Consider the following 25,035-nt stretch of genomic DNA (forward strand, 5'->3'; position numbering starts at 1 on the left):
TGGGGCACAGGAGAGCGTGATGAATACCAAGACACCAACCGGGATCGCCGTGCCAACGCTGGAATGGGTGCTGAGCCTGCAGGTGCTCATCGACCCGGCCGATGGCCTGGGCGCCTGCACCGATGGCCAGCGCAGCAACTATCGAATCACCGGCGGGCATTTCGAGGGCGTGAACGTACGCGGCGAAGTGATCGCCGGCGGCGCGGATTTCTATCTGCTGCGCAGCGACGGCGTGGGCGAGCTGGACGCGCGCTACAGCCTGCGCAGCGACCAGGGCGAATGGATCAACATCCACAACACCGGCCTCATCACCCTCAGCGACAGGGGACAGGCGCAGGTCGCCCAGGGCCTCTGGCCGATCGCCGAGGAGGACTATCACTGCAGTTGCACACCGCGCTTCCAGGTGGCGAGCGGCAGACTCGACTGGCTGACCCGCAGCGTGATGATCGGCAAGGTGGGCTATCCCGCCGCCGACCAGGTGGCCATCCACTGCTATCGCCTCACCTGACCGGCCACCCCTCTCACAGCCAGGCTTTCTACTGAAGCGGCAGGCCACGTGGTGGCCGAGCCGGCAGGTAAACGACCATGACCATTGCCAAGCAAACCCTGGTGCGCGCCGCGTGCATCGCCATCGCCGCCGCCTCGATTCTCGTCATCGGCGTGCAGCCGATCTTCATCGGACTGCTGACCGAACGCCTCGACCTGACCCTGGCGCAGCAGAGCTGGACCCTGTCCGTCGAGATGTGCGGCTCCATCGTCGGGACGCTGCTGTACCTGCCGATGATCCGCTTCCTCGGGCCGCGCACCCTGGCCCTGAGCACGGCCCTGCTGCTGCTGTTCGCCAACGCCGCGACCGCCAGCGTCACCACCCTTGATCCGCTGCTGGCCTTGCGCGGCCTCTCGGGGCTCTGCTCGGGGGTGCTCTACTCCTATGCCATCTACTGGCTGGGCAGCATGCCGGGCCAGGACAGGTCCTTCGGCATCCTGCTGTTCGTGCAGACCGCCCTGTTCGCCAGCAGCGCGGTGCTCATGCCGATCATCGCTGAGTGGCAGGGTTTCGCGGGGGCGATCTACTACCTGGCCGCCTGGTTCGCCCTGGTCTGTCTGCTGAGTCTCTGCCTGCCGGCCAGGCAGAGCCCGGAAGAGCGACAGGTCTCCCCCGCACCGCTGCGGTCCGGTCTGACGGTGATCGGCGTCTGCTCGCTGCTCGGCATGCTGTTCCTGCAGCTGTCGATCTACTCGCTGTGGGGCTTCGTCGAAGGCATCGCCCGCGACGCCGGGGTGGCACCGGTGGACATCGGCTGGGCGATCAGCATCGGCCTGCTCGGCGGCTTGCCCGGTGCGGCCCTGCCCAGCGTGGCCGGGCGCCATCTGGGCCGCGTGCCGATGATCCTCACCGGCTCCCTGGCCGTGCTCGGCGCCATCTACCTGCTGGCCACGCGCATCCACACGGCGGCGGATCTCATGCTCGCGGTGTTCCTGATGAACTTCGGCTGGAACCTGGCGCTGTCCTACTACATGTCCTCGGTCGTGACCCATGATCCGAGCGGGCGCCTGACCAAGCTGGTCGGCGTGGTGCAGGTCGCCTCGGCCGCCGCGGCGCCGACCCTGCTGAGTCTGCTCATCGAAGGCAACGACCGGCGCAGTCTCTTCGTGCTGTCGGCGGGCGCCATCCTGGTCGGCTGCGTCCTGGTACTCGTCATGCTGTCCTGGGGACGCCGCCAGGTGCCGGGCAAGGCGCTGGACTGCTCGGTCTGAGCGTTGGCCGCATGCTAGGGGGCCGCCACTATCACGGCCTGCCGTGCGGCCAGGCGACAACCTCCATGACCGATTTGTCATCACCCGGTCAGCCTGGCGTCCCCCCTGTCCTCCTAGAGTGGCCCGGTCAGCGACTCGCTACCCACCCCTTCAAGAGGACTCTCCATGAAAGCGCTCCTGCTCGGTCTTTTCGGTCTGCTCGCCACCGGCTCCGCCCTGGCCGCTCCCGACCATCCCGCCCTGATCCATGACCAGCCCGGTTTCTTCGTCCCGCTCGACGTCGTCAAGGTCATCAGCCAGACCGACCTGGACGCCCAGTGCGGGATCGTGCCGGCCCGCCTCGACTATCTGGATCACGCCGGCCGGGAGCATGAGCTGGACTATCTGGTGTCCGGCAATGGCTGCTACAACCAGAATTGAGGCGGTGTTAGCCCCCCCGTGCCAGCGCGCGGCGGCCACCGTCGCGCTGGCCGAGGGGCCTTCTGTACCGTCCCCTTCTGCCCCCGGAACCCAGGGATATCGGGCTGGCGGAGAAGGCAACGGATCGGCGGACTGACCGCTAGAAAAATCGATAGGCCTTGGCCAGCGCCCGCTCCAGCACGGCGATGCAGGCGTGGTCGTCCGCATAGGACAGGAACGGGCGCTGGACATCGGCCTGGGCCTCGGCCAGCCGCGTCTTGCGCTCGACCAGCTCATCTTCCAGCACCAAGGTGCTCATACCGCCCAGATCACAGCAAGGGGTGGGGCCATTCATAGAAAACTCCGGACAGACGTACAGACTGCGTCATCAGACAAGTTTTTGAGATTTGGTTCACAAATCTCAGCGAATCTCATTGTTGCTGAAAGATGCGTTTCGACCTGAGGTTGTCCAGCCCCCCGAGCTAGAGCGTCTCCCCCGAGACTTCCGCACCCTGCACCCGCTATCAGCGAGGCAAAAGCTATACAATTCGGCGCCCTAATCGAGCTGTGAAGATACATGCGCCTTTTGCTTTCGCTTCTCCTGGCCACACTGGTGGCCTCCTCCGCACTCGCCGCAGCGCCCGACACCTTTGTCGAGGCCAAGGTAATCGCCAGACAAAAAGTCTATTTCGATCAGAACACCAGCGCCCAGGGCGACCTCTATTGCGGCTGCAAGTGGGAGTGGGTCGGCAAGTCCGGGGGACGGCTCGATGCCGCCTCCTGCGGCTTCCAGGCGCGCAAGCAGGAAACCCGCGGCGAACGCACCGAGTGGGAGCACATCGTGCCGGCCTGGACCTTCGGTCATCAGCGCCAGTGCTGGCAGAACGGCGGACGGGAACACTGCGTGGCGGATGACCCGGTGTTCCGCGCCATGGAGGCCGACCTGTTCAACCTCTACCCCGCCGTGGGCGAGGTGAATGGTGACCGGGCCAATTTCAACTACGGCATGGCCCAAGGCGTGCAGCCGCAATACGGCCGGTGCACGACCAAGGTCGACTTCCAGGAACGCGCCGCCGAACCGCGCGACGAGGTCAAGGGCCTGGTCGCCCGGGTCACCTTCTATATGTTCGATCGCTACGGCCTGAACATGTCGCGCCAGCAGCAGCAACTGCTGATGGCCTGGGACAAGCAGCAACCGGTCACCGCCTGGGAGCGCGAACGGGACAGCCGCATCGCCGCGGTGATGGGCCATGGCAACCCCTTCGTGTCCGGCGAGCGACACTGGACGCTGGGCTACAGACCGGTTGGCGACGGCATCGTCAGCCCCCTGCCGGCAGCCAAGCCAGCGCCGTCAGCACCGGTCAGGAGAGATAGCCCCGCCGCGGCCAGCCAGGGCAAGATCATCGGCAACCGCAACAGCCACGTCTATCACCTGCCGCAAGGCTGCCCGAGCTACGCCCAGGTCGCGCCGAAGAACCAGGTCAAGTTCGCCTCCGAAGCCGAGGCGAAGGCCGCAGGCTTCAACAAGGCGGGCAACTGCTCGGGTTGAGCCGACGGCTGTTTGCCACCCGTACCCGCTGACCGACCGGGTCGGCAGCGGGTACGCCGGACGGTCACTGCGCCTTGGACAGCTCCACCAGCATCCGCGTGAGCAGATAGATACGCGGCGTCACGCTGGCCAGTTCCACGTATTCCTCGGGCGTGTGCAGCTTGCCGCCGACGATGCCGAAGCCGTCCAGGGTGGGCACGCCGGCACCGGCGGCGATGCTGGCATCCGCGGCGCCACCGCTGCCCTCGACGGTCAGGGTGCGGCCCAGCTCGCCATAGATGCCCTGGGCCATGGCCAGCAGCCGATCGCTCGCCGCGGTCTGCGGCATCGGCGGCAGACCACGCTCCAGCCGGGTGGTCACCTCGGTGTCGGGGATCTGCTTGTTGGCGGCGATCCGCGCCAGGTCCTTTTCCACCCGATCGAATTCTTCGGGCAGCGCAGCGCGGACGTCGGCCTTGGCGACGGCGTGATCGGGAATCACGTTGATGCGCTCGCCCGCCTCGATCACGGTGAAGTTGACCGAGGTCTTCTTCTCCGCATCGCCCAGGTTGCCCAGCTGCAGCACCTGGTGCGCGACCTCGGTGGCGGCGTTGCGCCCCAGCTCCGGAGACACGCCGGCATGGGACGATTTGCCCTTGACCTCCACCACGGCGGTGGCGCTGCCCTTGCGCCACACCACCAGGCCATCGGCCGGCCGACCCGGCTCCAGATTCAGCGTCACGTCATGCTGCTTGGCGGTGCTGGCGATCAGCTCGGTGGCGGCCTGGGAGCCGGTTTCCTCACTGGCGTCCAGCAGCAGGGTGATCTGCCCGTAGTCCTTGAAGTCGAGCTTCTTGAGGATCTCCAGCGCCGCCAGGGCGACCACGATGCCGCCCTTGTCGTCGGACACGCCCGGACCATAGGCGCGCTTTTCATCGGTGCGATACGGCCGGGCCTTGGCCGTGCCCTCCTTGAACACCGTGTCCATGTGCGCCAGCAGGAGAATCTTCGCCTTGCCGCTGCCCTTGAGCGTGGCGACCAGGTGCTTGCTCAGATCCGGCGCGGTGTTGGGCACCTCTTGCACCGTGGCGCCGAGTTTCTGCAATTCCGCGCTGACGAGCTTGCCCACTTCGGTGAGGCCGGGCGCGTAGCCGGACCCCGAGTCGATATTCACCAGTTGCTCCAGCAACGTGAGCGTCGGCGCCTTGGCCTGTTCCGCGGCGGTCTGGATGCGCGCGTCGAGCGCGGCACCGGCGGGCAGGGCGATACAGCAGGTGAGAACGGCAGCGAGGGTGGTACGCAAGAACGGAGCGGACATCGGACTTTCCTTGTTGGCCTTATTGGATTAGTCAGACAACTGTAGTCGCAACAAGCACATAGGGGAAACCGGAGCATTTTCCCGGCCGTCCCGCGTAGAGGGTCCAGCGGTTGTCGCGAGAGGACCTGGGCTATTTCGGGCTTCGTCGGCTAGTGGGTGGCCCCTCGGGCCAAAGGGGTGCGCTGCCGGCCCGCCGCCGCAAAGCCCAGCGGCCGGACGGCATGCCCAGCGCCCCGGCGCGGCCCCGAGCCGGAGGCCCCGTGCCTCATTTTCAGGCACGGACTGCCGCGCGGGCCCAAGGCGTCTGGCGCCGACCTTTCCCCGGCGTTCCCGCCGTGCAGCCCCGTCCGCAACTCCGCCAAGGTGGCTTCGGCGGCAATCCTTCGCACGATTTTGGAGCAAAAAATCCAATAAAATTTATCATTGAATAAAATAATTCACTGCCTTACTCTCGATTCGACGTTGTAAGGAAAAGCCACTGAAAGCACCGGAAAATAGGGAGTGAAGATGAAAGCGAAGATAGCGTTGGGCTTGCTCATGACCGCCGCAGTAGCCCTGCCCGCCTGGTCAGCCGACTGGACGGTGGGGGCCAACGTCGGCAACGTGCCCTGGGAGTTTCAGGACGCCAAGGGCGACTTCGTCGGCTTCGAAGTCGATGTGGTGAAGGAAGTGGCGAAGCGGGCCGGCAAGAGCGTGGATTTCGTCAACATTCCCTTCAACGGGCTGTTCAGCGCGGTGCAATCGAAACGCGTCGACATCGCGATCTCGTCCATCACCATCACGCCCAAGCGCCTGGAATCGGTCGCCTTCGCTCAACCCTACTTCGACAGCGACCAGTCGCTGACCGCCCTGACCAAATCCAAGGTGAAGAGCCTCGAGGACATGAAGGGCAAGGTCGTCGGTGTCGATACCGGCTCCACCGGCGACATGTGGATCGGCCAGCACCAGAACGAGTACAGGTTCGCCGACGTCTCGCGTTACGAGGGACTGTCACCGGCCATGCTGGACCTGGGCTCCGGGCGCATCGATGGCTACCTGAGCGATATCCCCGCCGTCCTCTACTACATCAAGGACAAGCCGCAATTCACCATCGTCGCCCGCATTCCCACGGGTGAACGCTATTCGCTGATGCACGCCAAGGGCTGGCCCATGAGCGACCAGGTCAACGACATCATCAGCAAGATGAAGGAAGACGGCACCCTGGGCGCCATCCACAAACAGTGGTTCGGTACCGAGGCCGCCAAGGAGTCGAGCACCCTGAAGGTCTCCGCCGCGCCCAAGTAAGCCCTGCCGCTGCTGCAGGCCCGGGGCGAGGTTCGTTCGCCCCGGGCCGTGACCGAGGTATCCCATGGATCTTCTGCAAACCTTCTTCAACTGGAACGTGCTGGTCGAATCGCTGCCCCTGATGATTCGGGGCCTGGGCGTGACCGTTCTGCTGGGCCTCGTGAGTATCGTCCTGGGTCTAGTCGGCGGGCTGTTGCTGGCCCTGCTGCGTCTGTATTCCTACGCGCCGGTGCGGCTGCTGGCGCGGATCTACATCGACATCATGAGGTCCATCCCGCTGCTGGTCCTGCTGGTCCTGATCTATTACGCGCTGCCCTTCGTCGGTATCCGCCTGTCTTCCTTCGCGGCAGCGGCCAGCGCGCTTTCCCTCGTGTCCTGCGCCTACAGCGCCGAGATCTTTCGCTCGGGCATCGAAGCCATTCCCCGCGGTCAGTTCGAGGCGTCGGCCGCCCAGGGCATGAGCTTCTTCAACACCATGCGCGACGTCGTGTTGCCCCAGGCGATCCGCATCGTGCTGCCGCCCATGACCAGCAACTGCATCAACGTCATGAAGGACACCGCCCTCGCCTCGGTGGTGGCGATGCCCGACCTGCTCAAGCAGGCGACCCAGGCCCAGGCCCTGGCGGCCAACCCGACCCCGCTAGTGGGCGCCGCCCTGCTCTATCTGCTGCTGCTGTTGCCCATGGTGCAACTGGTCAGCTGGGTCGAAAGACGCAATGGCGCGGGAGGCAAGACCGCATGAGCACCCTGATCGACATCGAACACCTCGACAAGTACTACGGCAATTTCCAGGCGCTGAGCGACATCAACCTGCAGGTCGAGGAAGGCGAGGTGGTGGTCATCCTCGGCCCGTCCGGCTCCGGCAAGTCGACGCTGATCCGCTGCATCAACCTGCTGGAAAATTACCAGCAGGGCCATATCCGCGTGGCGGGCGAAAGGGTCGAGAACGGACCGCGCCTCGCCGGTATCCGCAGCGAAGTGGGCATGGTCTTCCAGAGCTTCAACCTCTATCCGCACCTGAGTGTCCTCGACAACGTGTCGCTGGCGCCGATCCGGGTACGCGGCCTGCACCGGCGCGAGGTTCATGCCCGCGCGCGGGATCTGCTGGTCAAGGTCGGCATGGGCGATCACGCCCACAAGTACCCGAGCCAGTTGTCCGGTGGCCAACAGCAACGGGTCGCCATCGCCCGCACCATGGCCATGGAGCCCCGCGCCATCCTCTTCGACGAGCCCACCTCGGCGCTGGACCCGGAGATGGTCGGCGAGGTGCTCGACGTCATGCAGAACCTGGCCCGCTCCGGCGTCACCATGGTCGTGGTGACCCATGAGATGGGCTTCGCCCGGCGCGTCGCCGATCGGGTGATCTTCATGGAGAGCGGTCGCATCGTCGAACAGAACACCCCGGAACCCTTCTTTACCGCCCCTCAGGAACCCCGCACCCGGGCCTTCCTGCAGGCCATCCTGCACCACTGATCCTGGCTGGAGAGAGTCGCGTGAATTCCCTCGATATCGCATACGTTCGCAAGCAGTTTCCCGGTCTGGCCGACGACTACGTCTTCATGGACAACGCCGGCGGTTCCCTGGTGTTGCAAGGGGTCGCCGAGCGGGTGGCCGACTATCTGCTCAACAGCAGCGTCCAGCTGGGCGCCTCCTACCCGCCCTCGGTCGCGGCCGGCGAGCGCGTGATGCAGGCGCGTCGTTCGGTCATGCAGCTGATCAACGCGGCCCATCCCGACGAAGTCATCATGGGCGGCTCGACCACCCACCTGCTGCAGATACTCTGCCGCGCCATCGCACCCTCGATCGCGCCCGGTGATGAAATCATCGTCACCAACTGCGACCACGAAGCCAACATCGGCCCCTGGGTCCGGCTCTGCGAAGACCGTGGCGCCACCCTGCGCGTCTGGCAGGTCGATCCCGACAGCCTCGAACTGGAACTGGACGACCTGCAGGCGCTGCTCGGCGACAAGACCCGCTATGTGGCCGTGACCCACGCCTCCAACATCCTTGGCTCGATCAATCCCGTCGCCGAGATCGCCCGCCGCGTCCATGCGGTGGGCGCGCAGCTGTGCGTGGACGCGGTGGCCTATGCGCCGCACCGGCTGGTCGATGTGCAGGCCAGCGGCGCCGATTTCTATGTCTACAGCTTCTACAAGACCTTCGGCCCGCACTTCGCCGTGCTCTGGGGCCGTCGCGACCTGCTGCTGGAATTTCCCAGCCTCAACCACTTCTTCATCGGCCAGGACGTGGTGCCGTACAAACTGCAGCCCGGCAACGTCAACTACGAGCTGTCCTTCGGCTGCATCGGCATCTCCGACTATCTGCTCGACATCGGCGCCCGGCTTGGCGTCCAGGGTAGCGAGCGCGAGCGGATGCAGGCAGCATTCGACGCCTTCGAGATCCAGGAAGATGTCCTCGCCGAGCGACTGCTGGGCTTTCTGCGCCAGCGCCCCGGGGTTCGGGTCATCGGCAAGACCAGCGTCCAGGCGCGCGTACCCACCATCAGCTTCGTGGTGGAAGGCGTGCGCTCGGAAGCCGTGGTGCTCAAGGTCGACGAGCAGCGCATCGGCATCCGCTTTGGCGACTTCTATGCGCGGCGCCTGATCGAGGCGCTGGGCCTGGCGCCCCTGGGCGGGGTGGTACGGGTGTCCCTGGCGCACTACAACACCCTCGAAGAGATCGACCGCCTCATCACCGCGCTGGATCAGGCAATCACCGAATTGCGCTGACCGGCGCCTCTCCTTTCCCTCTGCCGAGCGTTTTTCATGGCCTTACCGGAAACCCTTGCGGAGCTGCGCGACTGCCTAGCCGCCCAGCACGAACACCTGTCGGAGCGGCTGCGCGACGCGGCCCGCTTCCTCATCGACAATCCGCACGAGATCGCCCTCAGCACGGTCGCCGAGCTGGGCCGGCGCTCCAACATCGCCCCGACGGCCTACATCCGCCTGGCCCAGGCGCTGGGCTTCGCCGGCTTCAAGGATCTGCAGCGGCTGTTTCGCGCGCCGCTGCAACAGGCCGCCGATACCCACAGCGAGCGCATCCGGCATTACGGCGGGGAAAAGCTGCTGGACGATCCCAGCGACGTCGGCGCCATCCTGCGGGAATTCAGCCAGGCCAACATCGTGTCCCTGGAACACCTGGCGGAAGGCGACCAGCAGGCCAACATCGAAGCCGCCATCGCCCACCTGCAGGTCGCGCGCACCACCTTCGTCATCGGCCTGCGCCGGGCCTTCCCGGTGGCCGCCTACCTGAGCTACGCCCTGAGCCGGGTGGGCCGCCGCGCCGTGCAGATCAGCGGCGGTGGCGGCACCCTGCCGGAACAGGTCAGCGCCATCGCCCATGACGATCTGCTGATCGCCGTGAGTTTTCCGCCCTACGCCAGGGATACCGTCGAGGCCTGCCGGCAGGCGCGCGAGGCGGGTGTGACGCTGGTGGCCATCACCGACACCGTGCTGAGTCCGATCGGCAAGATGGCGGAGACGGTCATAGAGGTCAACGATGCGGAGCTGCTCGGCTTTCGCTCCCTCACCGCCTCCTTCTGCATCGCCCAGACCCTGGCCATGGGGCTCGCCTTCAGCCAGGGCGATACCGATGGCACCTTCGATCATGAACGACTGAAGGACATCGACTGCTGAGCCCCTGCGCTCACCTTGTAGTTCACAACTAGCACTTCAGGAGTAGACCCCGATGCTGTCACCTGCACGCGATTTGGTGGGTTATGGAAGACAACGCCCGCAAGGTACCTGGCCCAACGGCGCCCGTCTGGCCATCAGCCTGGTGATCAACTACGAGGAAGGCTCCGAGCGCTCGCTCGCCATGGGCGATCCGGACCAGGAGTCGATGACCGAATGGGGCAGCTACGCCATCCCCGCCGGCACCCGCAATCTGGCGATGGAATCCATGTACGAATACGGCTCCCGCGTCGGCATCTGGCGGATCCTCGATATCCTCGACGAACAGGCGGTGCGCGCGACCTTCCATGCCTGTGCGGTGGCCTTCGAACAGAATCCCGAGGTTGCCAAGGCGGCCGTTGCCGGTGGCCACGAGATCTGCAGCCATGGTTATCGCTGGGAAGAAGTCTTTCGCCTGAGCGAGGAGGAAGAGCGTGAGCACATCCGCCTCGCCGTCGAATCCTTCGAGCGCACCTGTGGCAAGCGGCCGGTCGGCTGGTATTGCCGCTATGGCGCCAGCATCCACACCCGCCGGCTGGTGGCCGAGGAAGGCGGCTTCCTCTACGACTCCGACGCCTACAACGACGACGTTCCCTATTTCGTCGAGGTCGAGGGCAGGCGCCATCTCGTCGTGCCCTACACCGCCGACGTCAATGATTTCCGCTACTGGAACTCGCCCGGTCTGTCCCAGGCCTCGGACTTCTTCGAATACATGAAGGAAAGCTTCGAGGTCCTCTACGAGGACTCCGCGACCGGACCACGGATGATGTCGATCGGCCTGCACCCGCGCATGATCGGCCGCCCCGGCCGGGTCCGGGCGATCAAGAAATTCATCGAATACGCCAGGCAGTCCGAGGGGGTGTGGTTCGCGACCCGCGAAGAGATCGCCCGCGCCTGGCTGGAAAGGGCTGACGGCTAGCCTGATCCCGGCGCGTCTGGAGGCGCCTTGGCGGTCTCCGCGCTGTCGTCACCGTCCAGACGTGATGACGACAGCCGTCCCGAGTACAGGGGGACCGCCGCGTGCCAGGGATTAGCGGGGTGCCGCTTCAGAACCGCGCGATCAGGACGACCCCGGCGATCATCAGGAGCGCGCCCAGCAGTCGCCAGCCGTTGACCGCATGCTGCTCCATGGAAAACAGGCCGAAGTGATCGATGGCCAGGCTGGCGATGAGGTTGGCGGTGATGGTGACGCCGTTCACCGGCGCCGCGCCGAGGCGCTGGATGAACAGCAGACCGGCGAATACCGCTACCGCGCCGGCGATGCCACCCAGGGGCGCCCACCAGGGCATGTCGCCGAGCTGGCTCACCGAGGGCAGCGGCCTGGGCATACAGATGAACAGCCCGATCGCGACGAAGGTGACCATCACGAAGGACACCGAGGTCGCCAGCCAGGGATTGACCAGCGCCTTGTTGAGCGAGCCGTTCATGGCCGCACCGGCAGCCTGCAGGAATCCGGCAACGACGATAAGGATATAAGCCCAGTTCGCAGTATTCATCAGGAGTCGTCTCGGAGCGGAGCATGGAGGAGGCGCGAGGCCGATTCAGTGGCCGGGCGAGGCCTGAGTTACGACTGGACACATCTTGTAAAAGTGCCGTCTCGCTCGTGCCTGAAGGCTCTACCCCGGGATATTGGCCGCCTTTTCGACCAGCGGGCCTGACCCGCCGACTGGATCGATGCCGGTTCCGTCAGGCGCTTCGCGCGAGTCCCGGTGCGGTCCTGCGCCCTCCTCCGCCCGGGTACTCCTGCTCGAGACCCCGGCCGCGCCGGGGCAGGCCTATTTGACGATGGCCTTGACCTCCTCCAACACATCCCGGGTGGCCTGGCGGGTCGCCTCCGCATCAGGCCCGACCCTGGGCCCCAGCACGACGCAGCTGTCCTGGTAGGAAAAGACCTTGCCGGTCTGCTGGTTGATCAACTCGCCCCTGGCGTTCTCGGCGATCCGGCAGTCACGCACGGTCTGGCTCCCCTGCGCGACCACCACCGGACTCCAGGCATAGGGGCTGTCGAAGCCATGCTCGGCATGGGGATAGGTATGCACCCCGAGGTCGGCGCCCTGTTGCTTGAGCGTCGCGAAATAGCCCTCGCAGCGGGAATAGGGATCGTAGTTGTCGGCCAGGCCGTGGTAGACCCGCAGCGGCTTGGCGACGACCTGGTCCTGCTCGCGAAAGGTGATCGAGCAGTCGGGATAGAACGACAGGTAGCCGGCGAACTGGAAATCCTGGCTTTTCCAGCGTCGGTCGAAGCGCTCCAGGGCGGCATAGAGCGAAGCCTGCCCGCCGCGGGAAAAGCCCATGAGCAGGATCTTGCCTGGATCGATGCGCGCGTGCCGCGCGAGCAGGGCGCCGGCGCGATAGTCATCCAGGACGAAATTGAGCCGCCCCAGCTGGGCCTGGTCGCTGGGGGTGCTGGTGATGCCCCGGCCCGAGAAGCCATCCACGGCGAAGGTGGCGATACCGACCTGATTGAACTGCCGCTGCCAATAGGTGATGTTGGCACCCACCCCGCCCGAGCCATGCTGAAGGATGACCACCGGGACCTTGCCCTTGCCTGGCGGCAGCGACAGCACGCCACCGAGCAGCACCTCGGTGCCGCCCTTGTCCCCCGTCAGGAATTGCTGATCGCTCAGGGTCAGCGAGGTGAAGGTCAGCACCTCTTGCCGAGCGGGAATATCGGTTGCCGGCGAGGTGGTCGCACCGACGGTGGCACTGGCAAGGCAGGCAAGGGCCGCGAGCGCGGGGCGCAAAGATCCGGCGGGCAGGTAGCGCATTGGTTACATCCTTCTTGTGGGGTCCTCTCAGGGTAGCCAATTGGCGGCGCCCTGCCGGAGAGGCGGTGAGCAGAACCCGCACTAGCCGAAATTGGCAACCTTGCCGCCTGAACCGACCTTGAGGTACGAAACTTGTAGCTCCCGTGCCAACGGCCCCTTGCGATCCAAAAGGTTTCCCAAATGCACCAAGACGGCTCCTTCGCGTTACCGCCGCGCATCCGGCATCGGTATACCGGTGACATCGACGAGCATGCGCTCTGCGTCGAGGGCTGGCGCATGCAATACGATCAGCTGTCGGCAGGTCGCTTTCACGGCGAACTCAGCGATCTCTGGCTGGACGACCTCAGCCTGCTGCGGGATCGCTCCAACCAGGCCATGCTCAAGAGCGGCGAGGCCCAGGGGAACACCCTGACCTTCAGCCTGCCCATGCGGGACGCCGGCGCCCTGCACTGCGGCGGCCATACCCTGCACGAGGCCCAGCTGCTGGTGGCGCGTGGCGACAATCTGCCGGAGCTGCGTACCCCGGCCAATCTCGATCTGCTCTGCATCAATCTGCAGGAAGCCGAGATGGCGCGCCTGCTGGCCTGCCAGCACAGCGCTCTCGACGTGCGCGACCTGTCCGGCTGCTATCGGCTGCCGGCAGGGGGCGCCTACCTGGCGCTGGCGCGGCTGGCCCAGGCGCTCTTCGCGCCCGAGTCGGGGAGCCTGACCTGGCTCGCGCAGCCGGCCGCGCGTATCGCCCTGCGCGACACCCTGCTGCTGCACCTGCTCGACCTGCTCGATACGGGGGAACCCCACGAACTGGCCCCCAGCGCGCGCCTGCGGGTGATCCGCCGGGCGCGGGAATACGCCCTGGCGCATCCGGACCAGCCGCCCAGCATCCTCGAACTGTGCAATCGCGTCGGTGCCAGTCGGCGCAAGCTGCAGTACTGCTTCCAGGAAACGCTGGGCCTCAACCCGGTCGCCTACCTGCGCACCCTGCGTCTCAATGCGGCCCATCGCGCCCTGCGCCGGGGAGCAGCCGAATCGGTGCAGGACGTCGCCGCCCGGTGGGGTTTCTGTCACCTCAGCCGCTTCGCCCGCGACTACCAGCGGCTGTTCGGCCAGTTGCCCTCCGCCACCCTCAAGACCGCCATGCAGAAGTGCTGAATCTGGCTAACGGCGGATAACGGCTTTCCCTCAGGCTCAGGTGGCCAATAAGAAGAGGGAACTCCATGAACGTTACCCGCCCGCTCCACGCCCTTGCCGTCGGCCTCGCCGCCCTGGGGCTGACCGCCGCCAGCCAGGCCACCGAAAGCGGCTCGCCCACCACCGCCTTCGGCGTCTACGACTTCGGCGCCGGCTTCACCCCGCCGCCGACGCCCCACGGCACCCTGGGCCTGCGCAGCAACTTCTATCGCGCCACCGCCATCCGCGACAGCCACGGTCGCGACAACGGCAATGACTTTTCCATCGACGTCCTCTCCCTGGGCCTGGCCTACCTGAAGATGACCGATACCCGCGTCCTGGGCGCTCGCTATGGCTTCGGCGGGGTCCAGCCCTTCTTCAGGATGGACGCGGACCTCACCGTCAAGGCCAACGGCGTGCCGGTGTTTGCCGACAGCGCCACGCTCTTCCGCCAGGCCGACATCCAGGTCATTCCGCTGATCCTGCAGTGGGAGCCCTCGCGCAACCTGGGGGTGAACTTCTGGTTACAGGTGCAGGCGCCCACCGGGGACTACGACAAGAATCGGCTGGTCAATCCGGGCACCCACCACTGGACCGTCTCACCGATGCTCAACCTGAGCTACATCAGCGATTCGGGCTTCGAGGTGTCGTCCAGCTTCCAGACCGACTTCAACAGCCGTAACCCCGCCACCGACTACCGCAGCGGCACGGAATACCGTCACGAATTTGCCGTGGGTCAGCACTTCGGTCCCTGGACCGCGGGCCTGGGCGGCTACTACTACCGCCAGCTCACCGACGACGACGCCCCCGGTCTTACCCGCGGCAATCGCGCCCGGGTGCTGGCGCTGGGACCGGCGCTGAGCTTCTTCCAGCCCGGCCTGCCACCGGTCTGGGTGCACCTCTACAAGGAAGTCGACGCCCGCAACCGCGCCGAGGGCTACGCCTTCGCCGTGCGGCTCTCCCACAGCTTCTGAGGATCCGTCCATGACCGCCACCGCCTACTCCCGCCCTACCCCCGGCCGGCGCCAGGGCGCCGTACTCCTGCTCGGCAGCAGCCTGACCATCATGGGTTCGGTGATGGTCGCGCCGATCATCCCCAAGCTGGGCGCCGAATTCGGTCCCATCGAACCCCGCGCCGACCTGCTGATCCCCCTGGCGATGACCGGGCCGGCCCTGGCCATCGCCCTCTTCGCGCCCCTGGCCGGCTGGCTGGCCGACCGCCTGGGGCGCAAGCGGCTGCTGATCATCGCCACCTTCTGCTATGCCCTGCTCGGCATGCTGCCGGCGCTGCTGCAATCGTTGCCGGCCATCACCCTCACCCGCCTGGTCTTCGGTTTGGCCGAGGCGGCGGTGATGACCTGTTGCGTGACCCTGATCGCCGACTACTGGCAGGGCAGCCGGCGGCTGGCCTACGTCAATGGCCAGGTCATCGCCATCAGCCTGGTGGGCTCGCTGTTCTATGTGGTTGGCGGCGCCCTGGGCGAGCACTCCTGGCGCACGCCCTTCTACCTCTATCTGCTGCCGCTGCTGCTGGTGCCCTTCATGCTGCGGCTGCTGTGGGAACCAAGCCGCGCCCAGGTCACCATCGGCGCCGACGAAAGCCCCCAGCACAGTGCGCCGCTGCCCCTGATCGTCAACTACCTGCTGGTCTTCGCCGGCATGGTGCTCAGCGTGGTGGTGCCCATCCAGAGTCCGCTGCTGCTGGTGCAACTGGGCATCACCTCCAGCACCCTGATCGGCGCCTCGGCGGGCCTGGGGCTGCTGGCGACCCTGGGCGGCCCGCTGCTCTGGCCGCTGCTGCGCCGCCGGTGGGGCCTGGCCGGCTGCAACGCCGTGCTGCTGGCCTGCATGGGCAGCGGCCTCTGGCTGCTGGTGAACGCCCGCAGCTACGACGCCGTGCTGGTGGCGGTGACCGTCCACGGCCTGGGCGTCGGCATGCTGGTGCCCAACACCATGGCACCGGTGATGGGCGCCCTGAGCGCCCGGGCCCGGGGCCGCGGCATGGGCGGCTACACCGGCTGCCTCTACCTGGGTCAGTTCGCCAGTCCCCTGGTGGTGGCGGTACTCCTGCCCTTCGCCGGCGATCTGCACCTGGCCATCCGTGCCCTCGCCAGCGCCGCCCTGGTGGCCGCGCTGGCCTGGGCGGCCGTCGCCCTGCTGCGGCGCAAGGCCGCCCTGCCTGCGCCGTCGCGCGCTTCCTGAATTCTGATCGAGGATCTTTCCATGCACAGCCTGCAATCCCTGCTGGACACCCAGGACGGCCACGGCCTGGCGACGCTGCTGCGGCAGCGCGAGATCACGGCGAGCGAATTGCTCGAAGCGGTCATCGAGCGCCTGGATACCGTGGAGCCCAGCCTCAACGCCGTGAGCGAGCGGCTCTATGACCAGGCCCGCGCCGCGGCCCGGGCGCCGCTCGATGTCGAGGCCCCCTTCGCCGGGGTGCCGACCCTGGTCAAGGACCTCTTCACCCCCCTGGCCGGCGCCCGCATGACCAATGGCTCCCTGGCCCTGGGCGAAGCGCGCCCGGATTTCGACTGTGAACTGGTCAGCCGCCTGCGCCAAGCCGGCTGCCTGTTCGTCGGCACCACCACCTCGCCGGAATTCGGCACCTCCTACAGCACCGAGTCGCGCCGCTTCGGCGCCACCGCCAATCCCTGGAATCCGGGCCACAGCGCCGGTGGCTCCAGTGGCGGCGCGGCGGCCCTGGTCGCCGCGCGGGTGGTGCCCTTCGCCCATGGCAACGACGGCGGCGGCTCGCTGCGGGTACCCGCCTCCTGCTGCGGGATCTTCGGCCTCAAGCCCAGTCGCGGCCGGATGCCGTCCGGGCCCATGGTCGGCGAAGGCTGGGCCGGCATGGGCACGCCCCACGCCATGAGCCGGTCGGTGCGCGACAACGCCCTGCTGCTGGATGCCACCGCTGGCGCCGACCTGGGCGCGCCCTATGCGGCACCGGCGCAGCATGCGCCCTTCGCCAGCCTGCTGGAACGCGATCCGCGTCCGTTGCGCATCGCCCTGGTCGAGCACCTGGCGCCCTGGCCCAGCGGACCCGACGCCCTGGCCGCGGTACGCCACACCGCGCGGCTGTGCGAAAGCCTTGGCCACCACGTCGAGCCGACGACCCTGCCGGTGGACCTGCCCCGCTTTCTCGACCAGGTGTTCGACATCATCGGCCCCAGCACCCGTCACTACCTGCAGGTGCTCGGCGCGATGCGCGGTGCCCCGGTCAGCGACGAGGAGCTGGACGCCCGTACCCGGGTGATCCTGCGCGAACGGGGCGACATCCCCGCCCACCGCTACGCTGCCGCGGTGGAAGGCCTGCATGCCCTGGGCCGGACCCTGGCACGCTTTCTCAGCGACCATGACGTCATCCTCACCCCCACCCTGACCCGCGAACCGCCGCGCCTGGGCGAGCTGGATGGCGACCACCAGGAACGCTCGCTGGCCGAGGCCATCGCCGCCTTCCACAGCTACTCGCCCTTCACCGCCCTGTTCAACGCCAGTGGCCAGCCAGCCATGTCGGTGCCGCTCTGGTGGACACCCAACGGCCTGCCGCTGGGCAGCCACTTCGCCGCGCGCTTCGGCGAGGAAGGCACCCTGCTGGCGCTGGCCGCCCAGCTGGAGCGCGCCCAGCCCTGGGCGGGACGGCGGCCGCCGCTGGCGGGCAGTCGCTGAGGCCCGGGCCGCACGGCAAGGCCCGCCAGCGGCCTCAAATCAGAGAGGGAGATGCCCATCGCAAACTGGCGGGCATCCTGTCACCCGCTTCGCTTGGATGGTCGCTATACTGGCCGCGCACGGCCTGTGACGAAGCCCTCCGGCATAAGCGCTGGAGGCTTCAGCCTGTCGCTCGCCATCTTTCCCGTTGCCCGGGCAGGGCACCGTACGAGCGACCCGATGAGCATCCTCACCTCGACTCCAGTCCCCTCGTATGGCCTGGCCCAGGACATCGATCTCATCGCCGAGATCGCCGCGGTACCCAAGATCCTGGACGTGGTCTGCCGGATGACGGGCATGGGCTTCGCTGCCGTCGCCCGGGTGACCGACGATCGCTGGATCGCCTGCAGCACCCTGGACCTCATCGGCTTCGGGCTGCAGCCCGGTAGCGAGCTGAAAGTCAAATCGACCATCTGCGACGAGATCCGCGACCATCGCCAGCCGGTGGTGATCGACGACGTGGCGCTGGACGAGCTCTATCGCGACCATCACACGCCCCGGCAATACGGCTTGCGTAGCTACATCTCGGTGCCCATCGTGCTGGAGGATGGCAGCTTCTTCGGCACCCTCTGCGCCATCGATCCGCAGCCGGCCAAACCCAGCAGCCCCGAGATCCTGTCCGCTTTCGAACTCTTCGCCGGCATGATCGCGCTGGAGATCGGCGCCCAGCGTCGCTTTGTGGCCGCCCGCAACGTGCTGCACAGCGAGGGCTTTTCCCGCAGCCTGCTCCAGGCCAGCCTGGATTGCGTCAAGGTCCTCTCCGCCGGGGGCCATATCGAATTCATGAATGACCAGGGCCTGGAGCTCAACCAGTTGCAGTCCTTCGACCAGGTCATGGGCTGCGAGTACGCCGCGTTCTGGCCCGACGCGGAAGTCGCGAAGATCCGCCACGCCGTCAGGCGTGCCGCTACCGGCCAGACCACCCGGGTCGAAGGCTTCTGCCCCACCGCCCGCGGCGAGTCGCGCTGGTGGGAGGTGTCCTGTTCGCCCTTCGCGGTGGCCGGCACCGGCGAGGTGAAGATCGTCTGCATCTCCCGCGACATCAGCAGTCGCATCCTCGCCCAACAGGCGCAGCAGGCCCGGGCCGAGGCCATCGCGGCGCTCAACGACCAGCTGGAGCAACGCATCTCGGAACGCACCGCCGAGCGCGATCAGATCTGGAACCGCTCCACCGATCCGCTGTGCGTGGCTGATCTCGAGGGCTTCTTCGTCAACCTAAACCCGGCCTGGGAGCTGACCCTGGGCTGGCCGCTCGCGGAACTCAAGGCCCAGCCGTTCGTGGCCTTTGTCCACGATGACGATCTCGTCGCCACGCGCCAGGCGTTCCGGGATATCAAGCAGGGCCTCGCGCTGGCCAGCTTCGAAAACCGCTATCGTCACCGCGACGGGTCCTACCGCTGGTTTTCCTGGAATGCCAAGCGCAATGGCGAACTGATCTACGCCACCGTGCGCGACGTGACCCAGCAACGCCAGCAGACGCTGGATCTCGCGGCCGCCGAAGACGCCCTGCGCCAGGCGCAGAAGATGGAAGCCATCGGCCAGCTCACCGGCGGCGTGGCCCATGACTTCAACAACCTGCTCACCGTCGCCCGCACCTCCTGCGACCTGCTCAAGCGGCCCAACCTCAGCGACGCCCGCCGCGAACGCTACCTGGAGGCGATCTCCACCACCGTGGATCGCGCCGCCAGATTGACCGGACAGCTGCTGGCCTTCGCCCGTCGCCAGACCCTGGCTCCCGAGGTGTTTTCCGCCCGGGACAATGTCCTGGCCATGAGCGACATGCTGGAGACCCTGCTCGGCTCGCAGGTCGGCATCACACTCGAGGTCGGCGACGACCCCTGCCTGGTCTATGCCGACCCCAGCCAGTTCGATACCGCCCTGGTGAACATCGCGGTGAACGCCCGGGACGCCATGAGCGATGCGGGGCGCCTGACCATCAGCGTCAGCACCGTCGCCAGCATTCCGGCCACGGCCACCCAGCCCGCCCTGGCCCTCCCGGCCGTGGCCGTCGCCCTGACGGATAACGGCAGCGGCATCGTCCGCGAGCACCTGGAACAGATCTTCGAGCCCTTCTTCACCACCAAGAGAGTCGGCCAGGGCACCGGTCTCGGCCTGAGCCAGGTGTTCGGCTTCATCAAGCAGTCCGGTGGCGAGGTACGGGTCACCAGCGAGGTTGGTCGCGGCACGACCTTCCACCTCTATCTGCCGGTCGCGCCGGCTACCGGACAGCCACCGCCCCTGGATGACACGGCAGCCGCCGCTGATGGCGGCGGGGTCACCGTCCTGGTGGTCGAGGACAATCTCGAGGTCGGCAGCTTCGCCGTCGACCTGCTGGGCGATCTCGGCTACCACGCGGTGCTGGCCGGGACCGCCGAGCACGCCCTCGCCCTGCTCGCCGACCAGCCTGGCCGGTTCGACGTGGTCTTCTCGGATGTCGTCATGCCCGGCATGAGCGGGCTGGAACTGGCCATCGAGATCAGACGCCTCTATCGCAGCCTGCCGATCCTGCTGACCTCCGGCTACAGCCACGTGCTGGCGACCCATGGCGCCCAGGGCTTCGAGCTGATCCACAAGCCCTACTCGGCGGACGCCCTGTCTCGCCGGCTGCAGGAGATCCTCGCCGAGTGCGAGTCGCACCTGGCCACCTAGCGCGTGGCTGGATGCCCCGCTGCGCGGCCCTCTGGCAGCGACCGCCGCGGACAGACCGCTGCGCCCGCCAAGGGTCGGGCGCCACGGCAGACCGGCGCGGACCGACAGCGGTCCCCCACCCTACCCTGACGATCGGGTAACATGCGCCGCCGCGGGCCAGTGGCCCTCTTTCTATCGGTAAGGAGTCACAGTGTTCGAGACCCAGGTCATCATCATCGGTGCCGGCGCGGCCGGTTTGATGTGCGCCCTGAGCGCCGCCGCGCGCGGGCGCCGGGTCCTGGTGCTCGACCACGCCAACAAGGCCGGCAAGAAGATCCTCATGTCCGGCGGCGGCCGCTGCAACTTCACCAACCTCTATTGCGAACCCGCCAACTTCCTCTCGCAGAACGCACATTTCTGCAAGTCGGCGCTGGCACGCTATACCCAGTGGGACTTCATCGCCCTGGTGGCCAAGCACGGCGTGCCCTATCACGAGAAGAAGCTCGGCCAGCTGTTCTGCGACAACAAGGCCAGCGACATCCTCGCCCTGCTGCTGGACGAGTGCGAGCGAGGCGGCGTCGACATTCGCCTGGAGACCTCGGTGCAGGAGATCACCCGCCTCGACCCGGGCGGCTATCAGCTGCAGACCAGCCTGGGCCCGGTGCGCGGCGAATCCCTGGTGATCGCCACCGGTGGCCTGTCCATCCCGACCCTGGGCGCCACCGGCTTCGGTTATCAGGTCGCCCGCCAGTTCGGCCATCAGTTGCTGCCGACCCGCGCCGGCCTGGTGCCCTTCACGATCACCGATCCGCAGCTCAAGGAATTCTGCAGCGCCCTGTCCGGCACGGCGGTGGAAGACTGCCGGATCAGTTGCAACGGCCAGAGCTTCGTCGAGAACCTGCTGTTCACCCACCGCGGCCTCAGCGGTCCGGCGATCCTGCAGATCTCCTCCTACTGGCAACCCGGCGACAGCCTCAGCATCGACCTGCTGCCCCACCTCGACCTGGCCCAGTGGCTCACCGAGCAGCGCCAGGCGCGCCCCAACAGCGAACTCAAGACGCTGCTCGGCGAGCTGTTCACCAAGAAGATGGCCACCCTGCTCGCCGACAGCTGGTTCCAGTCCAAGCCCCTGAAGCAGTACACGCCCGACGAACTCAAGGCCATCGCCGCGCGGCTGCACGACTGGCAACTGGTCCCGGCGGGCACCGAGGGCTATCGCACCGCCGAGGTCACCCTGGGCGGCGTCGACACCCGCGAGGTCTCGTCCAAGACCCTGGAGTCGCTCAAGTCACCCGGCCTGTACTTCATCGGCGAGGTACTGGACGTCACCGGCCATCTGGGCGGTTTCAACTTCCAGTGGGCCTGGGCCTCCGGCTATGCGGCGGCGCAGTACGTCTAGGCCAGGCGCCGTAAAAGCGCCTTGCGCCTGGCCTCAGGCAACCGCAGACGGCCAGGTCTGGCTCGCGATGCGCAGGAAATTCCCGCCCAGGATGGCGTCTATGTCAGCGGTGGTGTAGCCCCGACCCGCCAGTTGGCTGACCAGTTCAGGCAGCGCCTCGGGTTGCAGCTGGGTATGACCGTGCGGCTGTCCATAGTGGCGTGCGGGCCACCAGTCTTCAGCGTCGACGCCAGCGTGAAGATCATGGTCGGCCGGGCACAGCTCGGTATCCAATCCTATGCCGATATGTCGGGTCCCGACCCGCTCCGCCAGGTAGTCGATCTGGCGGACATAGCTGGCCACCGAGGCCGCGGGATCACCCAGAAAGATGCCTAGCCCGGTCAGGCCGATCACCCCATCCTGGTCGGCACAGGCACGGATCTGCTCGTCGCTGATCGTCCGGGGATGGTCATGCAGCGCCTTGATATTGGTGTGGGAAAAGATCACCGGCCGCGTCGAGACCGCCATGATCTCCAGGCTGGCGCGCTCGCTGGCGTGGGCGCAGTCGAGGGTGATGCCCGCCGCATTGCCGGCCGCCACCACCTCGCGACCCAGCGCCGTCAGACCGCCGCCTGCGCCGTGGCAGCCCCCGGCGCAGGCGTTGTCGCGATTGTAGGCGAGCAGCATCTGGCGCACCCCGAGGGAGGCATACAGCCCGACCATCGCCGGGTCGTCGAGCAGCATGGTCGAGCCTTCGAGATCGAAGGAAACCGCCAGCTTGCCTTGCTCGCGCGCACGCTGCAGGTCGGCCACCGCGCCGACGAGACAGAAGTGCGCGTCATGCCGGGCGAGCCAGGCGCGAAAGCCGGCGAGGGTGCGCAGCACCGTCGCGAACGGTGTCATGTCCATGCCGACGTTGATCGACACGTGATGGAAGCCGGCCTCGTGATAGCGACTCAAGCCGGACATGTCCTGCCCCGGCACCAGCGGCAGGCAGGCATGCGCCTCCCAGCGTAGCGGCTTGAGTCCCGCGTCCCTGGCTGCGAGCGTCTGCATCTTCGTCTCTCCTCCACCCGTCTCGAGGGGTTCAACATAGCATGCGGACCCGGCCGCTAGCCGAACGTCACGCCCCGCAACAGCGCCGGATCCACGCGCCGTGCCTGATAGCGCACCGAGACCTGGCCATAGGCATGGGGATCGAGCACCTGGTCCCAGCCCGCCGGGGTCACGTTCTGGCTGCGGCTGACGTCCGCCTCGGCGACGGCCGGCTGCGGCGCGGCCTGGGCGCGTCTTTCGTTGATCTCGGCAGCCATGGCGGTGTAGCTGGCGGTGCTGAGCAGGGCGAGTGCGGCCATCTTGTTGAAGACGTTCATGGTGGATTCTCCTGTCTTGAACACGGGGGCTGGCGTCGCCGCGGAACGCGGTCCGGCGTCAGTCACGGCTCCACCTTGCGCCCAGGCGTCTTAACGCTGTCTTAACCCCTCTGAACCCGACCTGAACGGCTGCGACAACCTGCCCCAGGCGCTGGCCACTGGCCAATTGATCTGGATCAGTTCTGCCCAGGGCCAGCAGGCGCATCCTGCAGGTAGCCGCCACTCCGCCCCGGAGCGGCGCCACGGCTCGCGAGGTCGCCATGAACGGACGCCTGGTCAAAGAACTCTTGGTCATTCTGCTGATCAAGCTGGCGCTGCTGATGGTGATCAAGAGCCTCTGGTTCAGCGCCCCCACGGTCCCGCCCGACGCCACCCAGGCGGTCAGCGCCCACCTGCTGGACTAGCACCCTTTCCTTTAGCTTGAGGAGATTGCCGGGATGATCTCGGAATCCGTCGTGGACCTGTCACGCCTGCAATTCGGCATGACCGCGCTGTATCACTTCATCTTCGTGCCCCTGACCCTGGGGCTGGTGGTGATCCTGGGGATCATGGAGTCGGTCTATGTGATGACCGGCAAACAGGTCTACAAGGACATGACCCAGTTCTGGGGCAAGCTGTTCGGCATCAATTTCGCCCTGGGCGTCACCACCGGCCTGACCATGGAGTTCCAGTTCGGCACCAACTGGGCCTACTACTCCCACTATGTCGGCGACATCTTCGGCGCGCCCCTGGCCATCGAGGGCCTGATGGCCTTCTTTCTGGAATCCACCCTGATCGGGCTGTTCTTCTTTGGCTGGGATCGCCTGTCCAGGGGTCAGCACCTGCTGGTCACCTGGCTGGTGGCCCTGGGCTCGAATCTGTCCGCCCTGTGGATCCTGGTGGCCAATGGCTGGATGCAGAATCCGGTCGGCGCCGAGTTCAACTACGTGACCATGCGCATGGAGCTGGTCGACTTCGGCGCCCTGCTGCTCAACCCCGTGGCCCAGGTGAAGTTCGTCCACACCGTGGCCTCGGGCTACGTCACCGGCGCCATCTTCGTGCTGGCGATCTCCAGCTACTACCTGCTCAAGGGTCGCGACATCGGCTTTGCCCGGCGCTCCTTTGCCGTGGCCGCCGCCTTCGGTACTGCCGCGGTCATCTCGGTGATCGTGCTGGGCGACGAATCCGGCTATCGCGTGGGCGAGGTGCAGAAGGTCAAGCTGGCCGCCATCGAAGCCGAGTGGGACACCGAGGCAGCGCCGGCCTCCTTCACCCTGTTCGGCATCCCCAATCAACAGGAGATGCGCACCGACTATGCGGTGAAGATCCCCTATCTGATGGGCCTGATCGCCACCCGCTCCACCACCGAGCAGGTCACCGGCATCAAGGACCTGGTCAGCCAATACGAGGCCCGCGTCCGCAATGGCGCCCAGGCCTACGCCCTGCTGGAACGCCTGCGCGCCGGCGACGATTCCGCCGCCACCCGCGCCGCCTTCGACGCCCACAAGCAGGACCTGGGCTATGGCCTGCTGTTGAAGAAGTACGTCAACGACCCCGCCACCGCCACCCCCGAGCAGGTGCGCCAGGCCGCGCGGGACACCATTCCCGGCGTCGCCAGCCTGTTCTGGACCTTTCGCCTCATGGTCGCCAGCGGCGTGCTGATGCTGGCGCTGTTCATCTGCGCCTTCTGGGCCTCGACCCGCCGCAACGAGCTGAAGAAGCCCTGGCTGCTGAAGTGGGCGCTGTTCAGCCTGCCGCTGCCCTGGATCGCCACCCAGACCGGCTGGTGGGTCGCCGAGCACGGTCGCCAGCCCTGGACCATCAGCGAGGTGCTGCCCACCCACCTGTCGGCCTCGACCCTGGCCGCGGGCGATCTGCTCGGCTCCATCGGCGCCCTGGTGACCTTCTACACCCTCCTGCTGATCGTGGAGCTGTACCTGATGATCCGCTTCGCTCGCCTCGGCCCGAGCAGCCTGCACAGTGGCCGCTACTACCACGAACGCGCTGCCCAGTTAGGCGACGCCCTGCGCCAGGCCGCCGTGGCCAGGCCCGCCGCTCCGGTCAACGTCTGAG

24 protein-coding genes are annotated in these 25,035 nt (G+C 66.8%); 18 read left to right on the plus strand and 6 right to left on the minus strand.

Annotation, left to right across the window (positions count from 1 at the left end; all coding sequences use genetic code 11):
• The first annotated feature begins 19 nt into the window (after positions 1–19).
• From QMX82_RS09205 to QMX82_RS09215, 3 genes are all read left to right on the plus strand, one after another.
• On the plus strand, positions 20–508 hold the full coding sequence (locus QMX82_RS09205) for a DUF3237 domain-containing protein (protein WP_187979585.1): 489 nt from the start codon (positions 20–22) through the stop codon (positions 506–508).
• 77 nt (positions 509–585) lie between these two features.
• Positions 586–1,758 carry an MFS transporter gene (locus tag QMX82_RS09210; protein ID WP_282282607.1) on the plus strand — a complete coding sequence of 391 codons (1,173 nt, stop codon included), beginning with the start codon at positions 586–588 and terminating at the stop codon, positions 1,756–1,758.
• A gap of 165 nt (positions 1,759–1,923) precedes the next feature.
• Positions 1,924–2,178 (plus strand): DUF2790 domain-containing protein, encoded by a 255-nt coding sequence (locus tag QMX82_RS09215; protein ID WP_282282608.1) that lies wholly within the window; start codon positions 1,924–1,926, stop codon positions 2,176–2,178.
• A 139-nt stretch (positions 2,179–2,317) separates the two neighbouring features.
• On the opposite strand, the gene QMX82_RS09220 is transcribed toward QMX82_RS09215, so the two are convergent.
• Positions 2,318–2,512: a hypothetical protein gene (locus tag QMX82_RS09220; protein ID WP_208691592.1), complete on the minus strand. Its 195-nt coding sequence runs from the start codon at positions 2,510–2,512 to the stop codon at positions 2,318–2,320.
• A 231-nt stretch (positions 2,513–2,743) separates the two neighbouring features.
• On the opposite strand from QMX82_RS09220, the gene QMX82_RS09225 reads away from it, so the two are divergent.
• Positions 2,744–3,706 (plus strand): endonuclease, encoded by a 963-nt coding sequence (locus QMX82_RS09225; RefSeq protein WP_282282609.1) that lies wholly within the window; start codon positions 2,744–2,746, stop codon positions 3,704–3,706.
• A gap of 64 nt (positions 3,707–3,770) precedes the next feature.
• On the opposite strand, the gene QMX82_RS09230 is transcribed toward QMX82_RS09225, so the two are convergent.
• Positions 3,771–5,003: a glutamate carboxypeptidase gene (locus QMX82_RS09230; protein ID WP_282282610.1), complete on the minus strand. Its 1,233-nt coding sequence runs from the start codon at positions 5,001–5,003 to the stop codon at positions 3,771–3,773.
• Positions 5,004–5,510: 507 nt separating this feature from the next.
• Between QMX82_RS09230 and QMX82_RS09235 the strand changes: the two genes are divergently transcribed.
• From QMX82_RS09235 to QMX82_RS09260, 6 genes are all read left to right on the plus strand, one after another.
• The gene (locus QMX82_RS09235; RefSeq protein ID WP_133860988.1) at positions 5,511–6,287 is read left to right on the plus strand and encodes a transporter substrate-binding domain-containing protein; all 777 of its coding nucleotides are present in this window, start codon (positions 5,511–5,513) and stop codon (positions 6,285–6,287) included.
• 64 nt (positions 6,288–6,351) lie between these two features.
• The gene (locus QMX82_RS09240; RefSeq protein WP_133860989.1) at positions 6,352–7,029 is read left to right on the plus strand and encodes an amino acid ABC transporter permease; all 678 of its coding nucleotides are present in this window, start codon (positions 6,352–6,354) and stop codon (positions 7,027–7,029) included.
• Entirely contained in the window at positions 7,026–7,760 is a 735-nt protein-coding gene (locus QMX82_RS09245; protein WP_133860990.1) for an amino acid ABC transporter ATP-binding protein, read from the plus strand. Before QMX82_RS09240 ends, QMX82_RS09245 begins: the two co-directional genes overlap by 4 nt.
• Positions 7,761–7,780: 20 nt before the next feature.
• Entirely contained in the window at positions 7,781–9,016 is a 1,236-nt protein-coding gene (locus QMX82_RS09250; protein WP_282282611.1) for a cysteine desulfurase-like protein, read from the plus strand.
• A gap of 36 nt (positions 9,017–9,052) precedes the next feature.
• Positions 9,053–9,922, plus strand: coding sequence for a MurR/RpiR family transcriptional regulator (locus tag QMX82_RS09255; protein WP_158890436.1), 870 nt, complete (start codon positions 9,053–9,055; stop codon positions 9,920–9,922).
• 52 nt (positions 9,923–9,974) lie between these two features.
• Complete coding sequence (locus tag QMX82_RS09260; protein WP_282282612.1) at positions 9,975–10,877, plus strand: allantoinase PuuE; 903 nt, start codon at positions 9,975–9,977, stop codon at positions 10,875–10,877.
• Between the two features lie 127 nt (positions 10,878–11,004).
• Here QMX82_RS09260 and QMX82_RS09265 read toward each other — a convergent pair whose 3' ends face one another.
• Together QMX82_RS09265 and QMX82_RS09270 are read right to left on the minus strand one after the other, a co-directional pair.
• Positions 11,005–11,454 carry a DMT family transporter gene (locus QMX82_RS09265; RefSeq protein WP_133860994.1) on the minus strand — a complete coding sequence of 150 codons (450 nt, stop codon included), beginning with the start codon at positions 11,452–11,454 and terminating at the stop codon, positions 11,005–11,007.
• Between the two features lie 279 nt (positions 11,455–11,733).
• On the minus strand, positions 11,734–12,726 hold the full coding sequence (locus QMX82_RS09270; protein ID WP_282282613.1) for a dienelactone hydrolase family protein: 993 nt from the start codon (positions 12,724–12,726) through the stop codon (positions 11,734–11,736).
• A 180-nt stretch (positions 12,727–12,906) separates the two neighbouring features.
• On the opposite strand from QMX82_RS09270, the gene QMX82_RS09275 reads away from it, so the two are divergent.
• The 6 genes from QMX82_RS09275 (at position 12,907) to QMX82_RS09300 (ending at position 21,631) form a co-directional block, all read left to right on the plus strand.
• Entirely contained in the window at positions 12,907–13,875 is a 969-nt protein-coding gene (locus QMX82_RS09275) for a helix-turn-helix domain-containing protein (RefSeq protein WP_282282614.1), read from the plus strand.
• 65 nt (positions 13,876–13,940) lie between these two features.
• A complete protein-coding gene (locus QMX82_RS09280) occupies positions 13,941–14,867 on the plus strand; it encodes a SphA family protein (RefSeq protein WP_282282615.1) in 927 nt (308 codons plus the stop codon).
• 10 nt (positions 14,868–14,877) lie between these two features.
• Positions 14,878–16,095: an MFS transporter gene (locus tag QMX82_RS09285; RefSeq protein WP_282282616.1), complete on the plus strand. Its 1,218-nt coding sequence runs from the start codon at positions 14,878–14,880 to the stop codon at positions 16,093–16,095.
• 21 nt (positions 16,096–16,116) lie between these two features.
• Positions 16,117–17,565: an amidase gene (locus QMX82_RS09290; protein ID WP_282282617.1), complete on the plus strand. Its 1,449-nt coding sequence runs from the start codon at positions 16,117–16,119 to the stop codon at positions 17,563–17,565.
• A gap of 219 nt (positions 17,566–17,784) precedes the next feature.
• On the plus strand, positions 17,785–20,253 hold the full coding sequence (locus QMX82_RS09295; RefSeq protein WP_282282618.1) for a PAS domain-containing protein: 2,469 nt from the start codon (positions 17,785–17,787) through the stop codon (positions 20,251–20,253).
• Between the two features lie 190 nt (positions 20,254–20,443).
• Positions 20,444–21,631, plus strand: a complete 1,188-nt coding sequence (locus QMX82_RS09300) for an NAD(P)/FAD-dependent oxidoreductase (RefSeq protein WP_282282619.1) — start codon at positions 20,444–20,446, stop codon at positions 21,629–21,631.
• A 33-nt stretch (positions 21,632–21,664) separates the two neighbouring features.
• Here QMX82_RS09300 and QMX82_RS09305 read toward each other — a convergent pair whose 3' ends face one another.
• Together QMX82_RS09305 and QMX82_RS09310 are read right to left on the minus strand one after the other, a co-directional pair.
• Positions 21,665–22,666 (minus strand): dipeptidase, encoded by a 1,002-nt coding sequence (locus tag QMX82_RS09305; protein WP_282282620.1) that lies wholly within the window; start codon positions 22,664–22,666, stop codon positions 21,665–21,667.
• Between the two features lie 56 nt (positions 22,667–22,722).
• A complete protein-coding gene (locus QMX82_RS09310) occupies positions 22,723–22,983 on the minus strand; it encodes a hypothetical protein (RefSeq protein WP_282282621.1) in 261 nt (86 codons plus the stop codon).
• 260 nt (positions 22,984–23,243) lie between these two features.
• Between QMX82_RS09310 and cydP the strand changes: the two genes are divergently transcribed.
• Positions 23,244–23,387: a cytochrome oxidase putative small subunit CydP gene (gene cydP, locus QMX82_RS09315; RefSeq protein ID WP_017641416.1), complete on the plus strand. Its 144-nt coding sequence runs from the start codon at positions 23,244–23,246 to the stop codon at positions 23,385–23,387.
• 33 nt (positions 23,388–23,420) lie between these two features.
• Entirely contained in the window at positions 23,421–25,034 is a 1,614-nt protein-coding gene (locus tag QMX82_RS09320) for a cytochrome ubiquinol oxidase subunit I (protein ID WP_282282622.1), read from the plus strand.
• Position 25,035 lies beyond the last annotated feature (1 nt).

This window comes from Pseudomonas sp. PS02302 (genome assembly GCF_029959585.1).
In the GTDB taxonomy this organism is placed as follows: Bacteria; Pseudomonadota; Gammaproteobacteria; order Pseudomonadales; family Pseudomonadaceae; genus Chryseomonas; species Chryseomonas aestiva.

What these genes read in the sequence shown, in the direction of transcription:
- QMX82_RS09205 (WP_187979585.1), top strand. Translation starts at nt 20, where the DNA reads ATGAATACCAAGACACCAACCGGGATCGCCGTGCCAACGCTGGAATGG.
- QMX82_RS09210 (WP_282282607.1), top strand. Translation starts at nt 586, where the DNA reads ATGACCATTGCCAAGCAAACCCTGGTGCGCGCCGCGTGCATCGCCATC.
- QMX82_RS09215 (WP_282282608.1), top strand. Translation starts at nt 1,924, where the DNA reads ATGAAAGCGCTCCTGCTCGGTCTTTTCGGTCTGCTCGCCACCGGCTCC.
- QMX82_RS09220 (WP_208691592.1), bottom strand. Translation starts at nt 2,512, where the DNA reads ATGAATGGCCCCACCCCTTGCTGTGATCTGGGCGGTATGAGCACCTTG.
- QMX82_RS09230 (WP_282282610.1), bottom strand. Translation starts at nt 5,003, where the DNA reads ATGTCCGCTCCGTTCTTGCGTACCACCCTCGCTGCCGTTCTCACCTGC.
- QMX82_RS09235 (WP_133860988.1), top strand. Translation starts at nt 5,511, where the DNA reads ATGAAAGCGAAGATAGCGTTGGGCTTGCTCATGACCGCCGCAGTAGCC.
- QMX82_RS09240 (WP_133860989.1), top strand. Translation starts at nt 6,352, where the DNA reads ATGGATCTTCTGCAAACCTTCTTCAACTGGAACGTGCTGGTCGAATCG.
- QMX82_RS09245 (WP_133860990.1), top strand. Translation starts at nt 7,026, where the DNA reads ATGAGCACCCTGATCGACATCGAACACCTCGACAAGTACTACGGCAAT.
- QMX82_RS09255 (WP_158890436.1), top strand. Translation starts at nt 9,053, where the DNA reads ATGGCCTTACCGGAAACCCTTGCGGAGCTGCGCGACTGCCTAGCCGCC.
- QMX82_RS09260 (WP_282282612.1), top strand. Translation starts at nt 9,975, where the DNA reads ATGCTGTCACCTGCACGCGATTTGGTGGGTTATGGAAGACAACGCCCG.
- QMX82_RS09265 (WP_133860994.1), bottom strand. Translation starts at nt 11,454, where the DNA reads ATGAATACTGCGAACTGGGCTTATATCCTTATCGTCGTTGCCGGATTC.
- QMX82_RS09270 (WP_282282613.1), bottom strand. Translation starts at nt 12,726, where the DNA reads ATGCGCTACCTGCCCGCCGGATCTTTGCGCCCCGCGCTCGCGGCCCTT.
- QMX82_RS09275 (WP_282282614.1), top strand. Translation starts at nt 12,907, where the DNA reads ATGCACCAAGACGGCTCCTTCGCGTTACCGCCGCGCATCCGGCATCGG.
- QMX82_RS09280 (WP_282282615.1), top strand. Translation starts at nt 13,941, where the DNA reads ATGAACGTTACCCGCCCGCTCCACGCCCTTGCCGTCGGCCTCGCCGCC.
- QMX82_RS09285 (WP_282282616.1), top strand. Translation starts at nt 14,878, where the DNA reads ATGACCGCCACCGCCTACTCCCGCCCTACCCCCGGCCGGCGCCAGGGC.
- QMX82_RS09290 (WP_282282617.1), top strand. Translation starts at nt 16,117, where the DNA reads ATGCACAGCCTGCAATCCCTGCTGGACACCCAGGACGGCCACGGCCTG.
- QMX82_RS09295 (WP_282282618.1), top strand. Translation starts at nt 17,785, where the DNA reads ATGAGCATCCTCACCTCGACTCCAGTCCCCTCGTATGGCCTGGCCCAG.
- QMX82_RS09305 (WP_282282620.1), bottom strand. Translation starts at nt 22,666, where the DNA reads ATGCAGACGCTCGCAGCCAGGGACGCGGGACTCAAGCCGCTACGCTGG.
- QMX82_RS09310 (WP_282282621.1), bottom strand. Translation starts at nt 22,983, where the DNA reads ATGAACGTCTTCAACAAGATGGCCGCACTCGCCCTGCTCAGCACCGCC.
- cydP (WP_017641416.1), top strand. Translation starts at nt 23,244, where the DNA reads ATGAACGGACGCCTGGTCAAAGAACTCTTGGTCATTCTGCTGATCAAG.
- QMX82_RS09320 (WP_282282622.1), top strand. Translation starts at nt 23,421, where the DNA reads ATGATCTCGGAATCCGTCGTGGACCTGTCACGCCTGCAATTCGGCATG.